The organism is Erwinia sp. 9145, assembly GCF_000745075.1.
In the GTDB taxonomy this organism is placed as follows: domain Bacteria; phylum Pseudomonadota; class Gammaproteobacteria; order Enterobacterales; family Enterobacteriaceae; genus Erwinia; species Erwinia oleae.
On record NZ_JQNE01000001.1, the window covers coordinates 55748 to 67675 of the forward strand.

10 protein-coding genes and 1 riboswitch are annotated in these 11928 nt (G+C 56.8%); of the genes, 7 read left to right on the forward strand and 3 right to left on the reverse strand.

Annotated features, from left to right (window positions below):
• Nucleotides 1-101: 101 nt before the first annotated feature.
• Nucleotides 102-1727 carry a Na/Pi cotransporter family protein gene (locus tag FA91_RS00250; RefSeq protein ID WP_034911407.1) on the forward strand — a complete coding sequence of 542 codons (1626 nt, stop codon included), beginning with the start codon at nucleotides 102-104 and terminating at the stop codon, nucleotides 1725-1727.
• A 44-nt stretch (nucleotides 1728-1771) separates the two neighbouring features.
• Here the strand turns inward: FA91_RS00250 and FA91_RS00255 are convergent, their stop codons facing one another.
• The 3 genes from FA91_RS00255 to lysC form a co-directional block, all read right to left on the reverse strand.
• On the reverse strand, nucleotides 1772-2689 hold the full coding sequence (locus FA91_RS00255; protein WP_034911409.1) for a bile acid:sodium symporter family protein: 918 nt from the start codon (nucleotides 2687-2689) through the stop codon (nucleotides 1772-1774).
• Nucleotides 2690-2852: 163 nt separating this feature from the next.
• A complete protein-coding gene (gene aqpZ, locus FA91_RS00260) occupies nucleotides 2853-3548 on the reverse strand; it encodes an aquaporin Z (RefSeq protein ID WP_034911412.1) in 696 nt (231 codons plus the stop codon).
• Nucleotides 3549-3619: 71 nt separating this feature from the next.
• Nucleotides 3620-4993 (reverse strand): lysine-sensitive aspartokinase 3, encoded by a 1374-nt coding sequence (gene lysC / locus FA91_RS00265; RefSeq protein WP_034911414.1) that lies wholly within the window; start codon nucleotides 4991-4993, stop codon nucleotides 3620-3622.
• A 93-nt stretch (nucleotides 4994-5086) separates the two neighbouring features.
• A riboswitch (Lysine riboswitch) is annotated at nucleotides 5087-5322 on the reverse strand.
• A gap of 112 nt (nucleotides 5323-5434) precedes the next feature.
• Between lysC and FA91_RS00270 the strand changes: the two genes are divergently transcribed.
• From FA91_RS00270 to FA91_RS00295, 6 genes are all read left to right on the forward strand, one after another.
• On the forward strand, nucleotides 5435-5776 hold the full coding sequence (locus FA91_RS00270) for a hypothetical protein (RefSeq protein WP_034911416.1): 342 nt from the start codon (nucleotides 5435-5437) through the stop codon (nucleotides 5774-5776).
• Entirely contained in the window at nucleotides 5763-7412 is a 1650-nt protein-coding gene (gene pgi, locus FA91_RS00275) for a glucose-6-phosphate isomerase (RefSeq protein ID WP_034911417.1), read from the forward strand. The genes FA91_RS00270 and pgi overlap by 14 nt, the downstream gene beginning before the upstream one ends.
• 655 nt (nucleotides 7413-8067) lie before the next feature.
• Nucleotides 8068-8313 carry an exopolysaccharide production protein YjbE gene (yjbE, locus tag FA91_RS00280; RefSeq protein ID WP_034911420.1) on the forward strand — a complete coding sequence of 82 codons (246 nt, stop codon included), beginning with the start codon at nucleotides 8068-8070 and terminating at the stop codon, nucleotides 8311-8313.
• A 76-nt stretch (nucleotides 8314-8389) separates the two neighbouring features.
• Nucleotides 8390-9037: a YjbF family lipoprotein gene (locus tag FA91_RS00285; protein ID WP_034911422.1), complete on the forward strand. Its 648-nt coding sequence runs from the start codon at nucleotides 8390-8392 to the stop codon at nucleotides 9035-9037.
• The gene (locus FA91_RS00290; protein ID WP_034911425.1) at nucleotides 9034-9783 is read left to right on the forward strand and encodes a capsule biosynthesis GfcC family protein; all 750 of its coding nucleotides are present in this window, start codon (nucleotides 9034-9036) and stop codon (nucleotides 9781-9783) included. Before FA91_RS00285 ends, FA91_RS00290 begins: the two co-directional genes overlap by 4 nt.
• Nucleotides 9783-11873: a YjbH domain-containing protein gene (locus FA91_RS00295; RefSeq protein ID WP_034911427.1), complete on the forward strand. Its 2091-nt coding sequence runs from the start codon at nucleotides 9783-9785 to the stop codon at nucleotides 11871-11873. The genes FA91_RS00290 and FA91_RS00295 overlap by 1 nt, the downstream gene beginning before the upstream one ends.
• The last annotated feature ends 55 nt before the right edge of the window (nucleotides 11874-11928 follow it).

Sequence of the window (11928 nt, forward strand, 5' to 3'; positions counted from 1 at the left end):
ATCGCGCTGATTCAACACATTTTTTTCACAGGACGACTAAACTTAATGCGTCGGGCGTTAACCCGAAGCTTTTTTGTTTTTGTGTTATGAGGTCGATATCATTGTTAACCCTGCTTAATTTACTTTCCGCCGTGGCGCTACTGGTCTGGGGAACGCATATCGTGCGTACCGGGATCATGCGGGTTTACGGCGCCGATCTGCGGCGCGTGCTGAGCCGCAGCGTAGCGAAAAAGCCGATGGCGTTCGTTGCCGGTATTGGCGTTACTGCGCTGGTACAAAGCAGTAACGCCACCACGCTGCTGGTTACTTCATTTGTTGCGCAGGAGCTGGTGGGCCTGACGCCGGCGCTGGTGATCATCCTTGGCGCTGACGTCGGCACCGCGCTGATGGCGCGGTTACTTACCTTCGATCTCTCCTGGCTCTCACCGCTGCTGATCTTTTTTGGCGTGGTGTTCTTTTTAGGGCGTAAACAGACCCGTGCCGGACAGATTGGCCGCGCCAGCATCGGTCTGGGGCTGATTCTGCTGGCATTGCAGCTGATTGTCGCCGCCGCCACGCCGATCACTCAGGCGGCGGGCGTGAAAGTCCTGTTCTCCTCGCTGACCGGCGATGTGACGATGGATGCGCTGATCGGCGCCGTCTTTGCGATTGTCAGCTACTCCAGCCTGGCGGCAGTGCTGCTGACCGCCACGCTGACCGCCACCGGCGTCATCTCCTTCAAGGTCGCACTTTGTCTGGTGATTGGTGCCAACCTCGGCAGCGGCCTGCTGGCGATGCTGAATAACAGCACCTCCAACGCCGCCGGAAAACGCGTGGCGCTCGGCAGCCTGCTGTTTAAATTTATCGGTTCGGTGGCGGTACTGCCGTTTATCGATCCGCTGGCCGACTGGCTGCATAAACTTCCGGTAAATGAAGAAGAGCTGGTTATTTTCTTCCACGTTTTCTACAACCTGATCCGCTGTCTGATCCTGGTGCCGTTTGCCGACCCGATGGCGCGCCTGTGTCGCCGTCTGATTGGCGAAGAGCCACAGACCGAGCTGCGTATGAAGCCACGGCATCTGGACAGCAGCGCGCTGGACACGCCCGCGCTGGCATTAGTCAACGCGTCGCGCGAAACGCTGCGTATGGGCGACGTGCTGGAGCAGATGCTGGGCGCGTTCAGTAAGGTAATGCACGGCGAAGTGCGGCAAGAGCGTGAAGTCCGCAAGCTGGATGATGACGTGGATGTGCTGTATACCGCCATCAAGCTCTATCTGGCGCAGATGCCGAAGGAGGATCTGCCCGAAGAGGATTCGCGTCGCTGGGCGGAAATCATTGAGATGGCGCTGAACCTGGAGATGGCGGGCGATATTCTTGAGCGCATGAGCGGCGATGTCGCCGACAAATCGCTTAATGCGCGGCGGCCTTTCTCTGTTGACGGGCTTGCCGAGCTGGATACGCTGATGGAGCAGCTCACCGGCAACCTGCGGCTGGCGCTTTCGGTGTTTTTGTCGCAGGACATGGCCAGCGCGAAGCGGCTGCGCCGCAGCAAGCACCGTTTCCGCATCACCAATCGTCGCTACTCGCATAAACATGTCGATCGCCTGCATCAGCAAAATGTGCAGAGCATCGAAACCAGCTCGTTGCACCTTGGCCTGCTCGGCGACATGAAGCGGCTGAATTCGCTGTTCTGCGCGGTCGCCTACAGTGTGCTTGAGCAGCCGGAAGACGAGCGCGAAGCAGAATAGAACGCCGTGCTTCCCCGCGAATTCATTGCGGGGAAGCGCATCAGCTACTTTTTCTTCACCGGCTTACCGGACCAGTAGCCTGCCAGCAGTGAGCCGGAAAGGTTGTGCCAGACGGAGAATAGCGCGCCGGGCAGCGCGGCCAGCGGTGAGAAGTAGAGTTTGCCGAGGGTGGCGGCCAGCCCGGAGTTTTGCATGCCCACCTCCAGCGCCAGCGTGCGGCAGGTTGACTCATCGAAGCCAAACAGCTTGCCGCCCCAGTAGCCGCCCAACAGGCCAATTGCGTTGTGCAGTATCACCGCAGCAATCACCACCAGCCCCACCGATCCGATAAAGCCCTGGCTGCCCGCTACCACCGCGCTGATGATCAGCAGAATGCAGACCATGGAGAACGCCGGAAGATACGGCTCCACGCGTTTTACCAGACCGTGCAGGGTGTGATGAACAATCAGGCCGATGCCAATCGGCACCACCACGATTTTCACAATGCTGAGCAGCATACCCACCACGTCTACTTCAACATGGGTATCAACGTAGAGACGGGTCAGCAGCGGCGTGGCAAATACGCCCACCAGCGCGGACACGGAAGAGATGGTGACCGACAGCGCCACATCGCCTTTCGCCAGATAGATCATTACGTTAGACGCGGTGCCACTGGCCACGCTGCCCACCAGGATCATTCCCGCAGCGAGATCGGGCGGCATATGGAACAGCTTCGCCAGCGCCCAGGCGGCCAGCGGCATCACCAGGTAGTGCAGGAACGTGCCGGCGATAACCGGCGCGGGACGGATCAGCACGCGTTTAAAATCGTTAATATTCAGCGTAACGCCCATGCCGAACATGATCAGCATCAGCAGATATGAAACCCACGGGCCAATGCCGAGGAAGAGACCAGGTGAAAAGTAAGCAGCAACAGAGAGCAGAACCGCCCACAGCGGGAACAGTCGGGTAACGGTGGCGAGCATAGCCAGACTTCCTTATAAGATGTTGTGTTTTTTTGTGCAGGATTTGCCATAAACGTCGCTTTTCCCGGAACGGGAGAAAAGCGAAAAGGATCATAACATCGAATAGTGGGAAAATAACCGGAAAGCTGGCGAAGCGCGGCGGCTCCGCCAGATAAAGAGGGATTTAGTCTTTTTGCGCCAGCAGGAAACGATAAATCAGGCTGCCCGCGACAGCGCCCACAACCGGCATCAGCCAGAACATCCATAGCTGTTCGATGGCCCAACTTCCCTGGAATATCGCCACGGCGGTACTGCGCGCAGGATTGACGGAGGTGTTGGTGACCGGAATGGAAATCAGATGGATAAGCGTCAGCGCCAGACCAATCGCGATCGGCGCGAAACCTGCCGGTGCGCGTTTTTCCGTCGCGCCGTGAATGATAATCAGGAAGATGCCGCTCAGCACTGCCTCAATAACCATGCCCGACAGCAGTGAGAACCCGCCGGGCGAATGCTCGCCAAAGCCGTTGGAGGCAAAGCCGCTGGCTGCCGCATCAAACGATCCCTGGCCGCTGGCGATGATATAAAGCACGCCGCCCGCCGCGATGCCGCCCATCACCTGGATGAAAATGTAGCCAAAGGTCAGGCTTGCGGGGAAACGTCCGCCGGCCCACAGGCCAATAGTGACCGCCGGGTTAAAATGGCCGCCTGAAATATGCCCGACCGCGTAGGCCATGGTCAGCACCGACAGACCAAACGCCAGCGCGACGCCCGCAAAACCAATACCCAGTTCCGGGTACGCTGCCGCCAGCACGGCGCTGCCGCAACCGCCCAGCACCAAAACAAACGTTCCTACAAATTCAGCCGCTAATCTGCGCATGATGTCCTCACAATCCTTATGATTAAAGGAGGGTGATTATCGTCATGCGCTTCCTGAACACAATCATAAAAATTCTAATTACCGGCGTTGCCCTGTTCGAACAGATTGCGATGCAGCGCCTGTACCACCGGTTCCGCATCCTGGCCAGGGACCAGGAAACAGAGATTGTGGCTGCTGGCGCCGTAGCAGATCAGGCGCAGGTTAAACGGCTCAAGCACGCCGAACACTTCCTTGCCCACGCCGCATGCCTGCGACAGGTTATTACCAATCAGCGCCACCAGCGCCAGGTTCTCTTCAACCTCTACGCGGCACAGTGACGACAGCTCGGTCAGCAGCGCCTGGGTCAGCAGGCTGTCGCCTGTCGAAGTCGATCCGGTGGTATCCAGCGTCAGCGCAACGCTCACCTCGGAGGTGGTGATAAGGTCGACCGAAATATTGTGGCGCGCCAGAATATTGAATACCTCGGCCAGAAAGCCCCGCGCATGCAGCATATTGAGGCTGTGCAGCGTCAGCAGGGTTTGCTTACGTCTGAGCGCCAGCGCGCGAAACAGCGGTGGATTTTCCGTTTCGTTACAGACGCGCGTGCCGCCTGCCGATGGCGTGCGGCTGGAGCCGACAAAAACCGGAATATCGCTGCGCACCGCAGGCAGCAGCGTAGCCGGATGCAGCACTTTGGCGCCAAATGTCGCCATCTCGGCAGCTTCTTCAAAGGTGATTTCATCAATGCGCTGCGCAGAAGGCACCACGCGCGGATCGGTGGTGTAAATGCCGGGAACGTCAGTCCAGATATCAATACGGCTGGCGTTCAGCGCTTCGCCGAGCAGCGCGGCAGTATAGTCGCTGCCGCCGCGTCCAAGCGTAGTGGTGCGACCTTTCGCTTCGCTGGCAATAAACCCCTGGGTGACGATCAGCGCATTTTGCAGGCGCGGCGCCAGTTGCTGTCTGGTCAGTTCAGCGAGCGCGGCAGCGTCCGGCTCCGCCCGCCCGAAGCGATCGTTGGTGCGCATCACTTTACGTACGTCGAACCATTCGGCGACAACATCACGCTGGCGCAGGATCTCAACAAAAAGCAGGGTGGACATCAGTTCGCCGTGGCTGACCAGTTCATCGGTCAGCGCGGCGGAAGTGGCCAGCGCGGCAGCCTCGGACAGCATGGTGATATTTTCCAGCATGCGGTCGATTTCATCGCGAATGACGTCGGGCTGCGCGAGCCGATCAACGATGGCGTACTGAATGCGGCGTACTTCGTCCAACAGGAAGACGCGCTGCGTCTGCTCCTGGCCTTCCGCCAGCGAAACCAGCAGGTTTGTGACGCCCGCAGAGGCGGAAAGCACCACCAGACGAACGTGGGGATCGGCCAGCACCACGTCGGCGCTGCGGTTCATGGCGCTAAAATCGGCAACGCTGGTGCCGCCAAATTTTGCCACGATTAAAGGGTGTTGCGACATGTCTTAACATACCTCGTGTCAGGTTAGATTCCATCAGCCTTGGCACAAGGAAAGAGCAGAAACGGGGCAGACGTAGAAAGGGATAACTACGAGTCACCCAGAAGCGCCCCACCTTGTATACCCGTTTATCCACCGCGTAACGGCATGATAATCAGAGTACGGACGTCCGACTGCCGAACGTGCCGGGTGACAACCCAGAGGATTCAGCCTCTGTAGCCGATGCGCGCCACTCCGCGTGGTTTGCATCTCGGCGTCGCTCCCCCTGATGTGTTTTCTGCGGATTCGGTTCCTCCAACACACTGCCTGGGCGACGCGCCTCTTCTGGCTTGCGCATCAAATGCGCAAATAGCCGACCACAAATAGCGTTTTCCGGCTGCGCTGTCAATCACTGCCGGGCGATACGCGCTATTTTGCCGGTTAACAGCAGGAAGCAGGCTAATCGTGACCCAGGACAATGCCGAAAAAACGGCGCCGGAAAATAATAGTTTCTGCGCGCGGTCTGCGCTGCTCGTCTGGCGAACGCATGCTGGCTACGTCAATAAGCAGGCTGCGCGCGCGGCCTCGCCGCATAAATTTTTTCCTATAAGCGTGAAGAATAGTCATACTGAAACGCTGAGCGGCAATCCCGCTATCCCTTTAAACATTGCGAGTACCGGCGCCCTGGCTGATAGTTGCGGCCTGTTGCAGGAAAAGGAAAGCGAAACGCTTGCAGCGAGTAATATGGCGTCCGGTCTGAATGACGGTTTCCAAATAGAAAGAGTATGTTGCTATGAAAAATATTAATCCGACGCAAACCGCTGCCTGGCAAGCTTTGCAGCAGCATTTCGACCAGATGAAAGATGTCACCATCGCGGAGTTGTTCGCCAAAGACGACAACCGTTTTGCGAACTTCTCCGCTACCTTCGACGATCTGATGCTGGTGGACTTTTCGAAAAACCGCGTGACGGCTGAAACGCTTAACAAGCTTCAGGCCCTGGCGAAAGAAACCGACCTCGCAGGCGCGATTAAATCGATGTTTTCCGGTGAGAAAATTAACCGCACCGAAGATCGCGCCGTACTCCACATCGCACTGCGCAATCGCAGCAATACGCCGGTGAAGGTCGACGGCAAAGACGTGATGCCGGAAGTGAATGCCGTACTGGAAAAGATGAAAGCGTTTTCTGAGCGCATTATCAGCGGCGAATGGAAAGGCTACACCGGCAAGCCGATTACTGACGTGGTGAACATTGGTATTGGCGGCTCGGATCTCGGCCCCTTTATGGTCACCGAAGCGCTGCGTCCGTATAAAAACCACCTCAATATGCACTTTGTTTCCAACGTTGACGGCACGCATATTGCGGAAGCGGTGAAGGATCTCAGCCCGGAAACCACGCTGTTTCTGGTTGCGTCAAAAACCTTTACCACTCAGGAAACCATGACCAACGCCCACAGCGCGCGTGACTGGTTCCTGAAAACGGCGGGTGATGAAAAGCACGTTGCTAAACACTTCGCCGCGCTGTCCACCAATGCCAAAGCCGTGGGCGATTTCGGCATCGATACCGCCAATATGTTCGAGTTCTGGGACTGGGTGGGCGGACGCTACTCGCTGTGGTCGGCAATTGGCCTGTCGATCATTCTGTCAATCGGCTTTGATAACTTCGAGCAGCTGCTGAGCGGCGCGCACGCGATGGATCAGCACTTTTCCACCGCGCCAGCCGAACAGAATTTGCCGGTGATCCTGGCGCTGATTGGTATCTGGTACAACAACTTCTTCGGCGCAGAAACGGAAGCGATTCTGCCTTACGATCAGTATATGCACCGCTTTGCCGCTTACTTCCAGCAGGGCAATATGGAGTCTAACGGTAAAAACGTCGATCGTGACGGCAACCCGGTGACTTATCAAACCGGCCCGATAATCTGGGGCGAACCGGGCACCAACGGTCAGCACGCGTTCTATCAGCTGATTCATCAGGGCACCAAGCTGGTGCCGTGCGACTTTATCGCACCTGCGATCACTCATAACAACCTGGGCGATCATCATGACAAGCTGCTGTCGAACTTTTTCGCGCAAACCGAAGCGCTGGCGTTTGGTAAGTCGCGCGATGTGGTGGAAAAAGAGTTTGCCGATGCCGGAAAAGAGGTGAAATCTGTCGGGCACGTGGTGCCGTTTAAGGTGTTCGAAGGCAACCGCCCAACTAACTCCATCCTGCTGCGTGATATTACTCCTTACAGCCTTGGCGCGCTGATTGCGCTGTATGAGCACAAAATCTTCACGCAGGGCGCGATCCTCAACATCTTCACCTTCGATCAGTGGGGCGTTGAACTGGGTAAACAGTTAGCGAATCGTATTCTGCCTGAGCTGTCCGGCAGCGAGCAGGTCAACAGCCACGACAGTTCGACCAACGGCTTAATCAACCGTTATAAAAACTGGCGCGGTTAAGCGACGGCGTCTGGCTGCCTGTAAAAGGCGAACGTCAGGGCCGGCGGTCTCTCGCCGGCCCTTTTTAATAACGTTAGTCCGATCGCAGCGCTCAATGTAGATCCGTTTGATCCTGATTTGGCTCAGGGTTGACGAATCACAGCAGGGCGTCCCTTCCCGTATCGCCCGTCGGTTACCCCCGTTCCCACGCCGGATAACCCATGATTTACCCCCATTTATTAATCAAGTTAACGGTCGAAGGCTAAGGAAATTCTTAAAAAACCGCAGGTTAACGGCTTTTTGATGACGGATAAATCTGAAATGCAAAAAAGCTTTCTGAAGCGGATTTACCGGCATCTGTCGGTAACTGATTGAAATACTAATAATTACTTCTTTACGTTCAGACGCAGCCGCAGAGCATAAAAAATCACATGCTAACGGCTATTAATAGCGGATGGCGCTAATTCTTCCTTCTTAGTCAGTTATAAATATCAATTTTTAAAATTATTCAGTTAAAAGTGGCCTGATACGGCTGAATTGTATTAATTTCATGCAGCGTAAACGCGCCCGTTGCAGCCTCTCAGCGCCGCTGAATTCTGGTAATTTATTACTTTATACTGAAGCCGCCTGAAACCCTTCAGGCAGGTATCCATTCATTCATTGAAGGGAGAAAAGTATGAAAAAACTGTTATGGGCTGCTGCAACTCTGGCTTATCTGGCGGGCAGTTCCGCTGTGATGGCCGCGCCCGCAGAAGCTGGCGCAGCTGGCGCCTCTGCTGAATCGCTCTCATCGGGAACGACGACCGCAGTAGGTGTTGGCGCGCTTGGCGCACTGGTAGGCGTTGCGCTGGCCGCAAGTAGCGGTGGTAATGGTTCTAATACCGGCACCACAACAACCACGACGACCAGTACTTCTCGCTAAGTACAAAACTTAATCATAACCACACGGTTGTGTGGTTATTTTTCGACATTGTCGGACTTTTCAGGGACACACACCCTTGCGCAATTTGTCACTGCTGTTGATTTGCCTGCTCCTCCAGGGCTGTACTCAAACACAAAAAGGTCTGGGAGAGACGGTTAAGCTTGCCCTGCTGGGGCCGGATGATGTTCAGGTTTCTGACGAGCAGGTAGAAAACCTTCCCTATGCCAGCATGTATCTGCGCCTGAACGACGGCCAGCGGATTTTTGTCGTGCTGGGCTTTGATGAAAACGGTCAGCAAAAATGGATCACGCGCGATAAAGCGATGGTGGTCACGCAGCATGGCCGACTTGTTAAAACCCTGGGGCTGGCAACCAACCTGACTGACGTGAGCAATCTCCAGCAGGATCCGCTCGGCAATCCGCTGCATCTTACCGAGGGCGCCAGCTGGACACGCCTGATTAGCTGGACAGAACAGGGCCAGTTCCACGCGGCTGCGGCGGTTTCTCACTTCACACGCACGGACGACGAGGTATTGACGCTGGCCGGAAAACGCGTGGCCTGCCGCGTGTGGCAGGAAGAGGTTGAGCTGACCGCCGACGGTAAGTCATGGACCAACACCTTCTGGGTGGATACCACCACCGGTCAGATTCGCCAGTCCATACAGCGCCCTGGCGGCAACGCCTTCACCATTGAAACCACTATTCTGAAGCCCGCGAAATCATGAAAAAAATAACGCTTCTTCTCGCAGGGATCCCGCTTTGCGCCTCACTGAGCGCGCATGCGCAGAGCCAGGTCACGGTCTATCTTCCCGGACAGACGGTGGTGGTCAGCAACGCGCAAAACCTGGCGCAGCTGGTGACGAATCCGGCACTGGCGGGCAAAACCTGGTGGCCCGGCACGGTGATCGCCGAAAGGCAGGCCACCGCCGTGGCGGTGCAGCAGCAACAGCAACTGCTGGCGCGCCTGAAAGGCTGGAGCGCCGCGCTGCGGGCAGATAACGACGGTGAGAAAGCCGCACGGGTCGATAACATTTATCAGCAGGTCGCAGCGGTAAAAGTGACCGGCCGACAGACAGCGGATCTCGATCCGGATCGGGTACGCATACAGCCGCAGGCGAATCGTCGGCTGGAGGGTGAGTACAGCCTCTATACGTTAACCAAACCCACCACGCTGACGATGGTCGGTCTGCTCACTGACAGCGGCAAAACGTCCTGGCAGCCGGGACGCAGCGTGCGGGATTATGTGAACGACCGCGAACGTCTGGCAGGCGCGGAGCGCAACAACGCGGTGCTGATCGGCCCTGACGGCAAGGTCAGCGAGGTGCCCATCGCGTACTGGAACCGCCGTCATGTTGAGCCTGAAGCGGGCAGCATTATTTACCTTGGCTTCTCTTCATGGTCGCTTCCCGGCGAGTATGCCGATCTTAACCAGCAGATTGTCTCTGTTCTGACGCACCGGATCCCTGAGTGATGAAAAAAACATATCTTTTCAGCCTGCTGGCTCTTTCTGTCGCCTGCGCATGTCAGGCCAGCGCGTCGGACAACGATCTGGTCACGCCGTCGCAATCGGATATGGGCGGCGTCGGCCTGCTTCAGGTGCCGACCGCGCGTATGGCAAAGGACGGCGAGTTCAGCCTCAACTATCGCTATAACGATCAGTACCGTTTCTACTCCTCTTCGGTACAGCTTTTCCCCTGGCTGGAAGCGACTATCCGCTACACCGACGTGAAAACCCGTCGCTACAGCGCTGATTCAAGCTTCAGCGGCAACCAGACCTATAAAGACAAAGCGTTCGATCTGAAGCTTCGCCTGTGGCAGGAAGGGTACTGGCTGCCGGAAGTGTCGGTTGGCGCGCGCGACCTCGGCGGCACCGGCCTGTTCGACAGCGAATTCATCGCGGCCACCAAAGCATGGGGGCCGTTTGACTTCACCCTGGGTATGGGCTTTGGCTATCTGGGCAACAGCGGCAACGTAAAAAACCCTTTCTGCCAGGCGGACAGCAGCTACTGTAACCGTTCCAACGGCAACGGCGAGGCGGGTTCTGTCAACGGCGACGACCTGTTTAAAGGCCCGGCCTCTCTCTTTGGCGGCGTGGAGTACCAGACGCCGTGGCAGCCGCTGCGTCTGAAAGCGGAGTATGAAGGCAACGATTATCAGGGCGACTTTGCTGGCCGCCTGGAGCAGCGCAGTAAGGTTAACGTCGGCGCGATCTATCGCCTGACCGACTGGGCGGACGTGAATGTCAGCTACGAGCGCGGCAACACCTTTATGGCCGGTTTTACCCTGCGCACCAACTTTAACGAGTTGCGCTCTGCCGCCATTGATTCGCCAAAGCCTGCTTACAAACCGCAGCCGCAGGATCGCTTCCTTGAGCCGACCGTGGTGGCGAACCAGCTTACCGATCTGAAATACAATGCCGGCCTGAGCGGCCCGAACCTTCAGGTGAAAGGCAACACGCTTTACGCCACCGGTCAGCAGAGCAAATATCGTAATACGCAGGAAGGCGTCGATCGCGCGAACGTGATCATGATGAACAATCTTCCAGCGGATATTGATACGCTCAGCGTAACCGAAACCCGCAACAATATGCCGCAGGTCACCACCGTGACGCATGTCGACAGCCTGCGCCAGCAGCTGGAAGGCTATCCGCTGGGCAAAGAGAAGTCGCTCGATCAGCAGCGGGAGGAGCCGCGCGATCCGGGCCGTACCGAACAGGGCTTCCATATCGCGCCGGATCGTTTCAACGCCAGCCTGTCGCCGGTGCTCAACCAGTCGGTCGGCGGCCCGGAAAGCTTCTACCTTTATCAGGTGGGCGTGATGGCGAACGCCAATTACTGGCTCACCGACCATCTGTTGTTAGATGGCAGCGTGTTTGCCAACATCGCCAACAACTACGATAAGTTTAACTACAACGGGGCCCCCACTGACTCCTCGCTGCCGCGCGTGCGTACGCACATTCGCGACTACGTGGATAACAACGTTTACGTGAACAACCTGCAAGCCAACTACATGCATGCGCTGGGCAACGGCTTCTATGGTCAGGTCTACGGCGGCTATCTGGAAACCATGTACGGCGGCGTGGGCGGTGAAGTGCTTTATCGTCCGCTGGATGCTGACTGGGCCGTTGGCGTGGATGCTAACTACGTTAAGCGTCGCGACTGGGACAACATGATGCAGTTTGACAACTACGATGCGAAGGTGGGCAACCTCACCGCCTACTGGCATCCGTGGTTTATGAATGGCGTTCTGGTGAAAGCCAGTGTGGGGCAATATCTGGCAGAAGACAAAGGGGCGACGGTGGATATCTCCCGTCGTTTCGACAGCGGCGTGATAGTGGGCGCTTACGCCACTAAGACCGACGTGTCCGCAGAAGAGTACGGCGAAGGCGACTTCACCAAAGGCTTCTACGTCTCTATTCCTATGGATCTGTTTACCGCTTCGCCAACGCGAGGCCGTGCGCAGGTCAACTGGACGCCGCTGACGCGTGACGGCGGTCAGATGCTGGGCCGTAAATATCAGCTCTATGACATGACCAGCGACAGGGACATCAACTACCGCTGATAACCGTACCGGGCAGAACATCGCCCGGTATCAATGATCAACGCCATCCTGCTCG

Coding starts and splice junctions, on each gene's coding strand:
- FA91_RS00255 (WP_034911409.1), bottom strand. CDS start 2,689: ATGCTCGCCACCGTTACCCGACTGTTCCCGCTGTGGGCGGTTCTGCTC.
- lysC (WP_034911414.1), bottom strand. CDS start 4,993: ATGTCGCAACACCCTTTAATCGTGGCAAAATTTGGCGGCACCAGCGTT.
- pgi (WP_034911417.1), top strand. CDS start 5,763: ATGAAAAATATTAATCCGACGCAAACCGCTGCCTGGCAAGCTTTGCAG.
- yjbE (WP_034911420.1), top strand. CDS start 8,068: ATGAAAAAACTGTTATGGGCTGCTGCAACTCTGGCTTATCTGGCGGGC.
- FA91_RS00290 (WP_034911425.1), top strand. CDS start 9,034: ATGAAAAAAATAACGCTTCTTCTCGCAGGGATCCCGCTTTGCGCCTCA.
- FA91_RS00295 (WP_034911427.1), top strand. CDS start 9,783: ATGAAAAAAACATATCTTTTCAGCCTGCTGGCTCTTTCTGTCGCCTGC.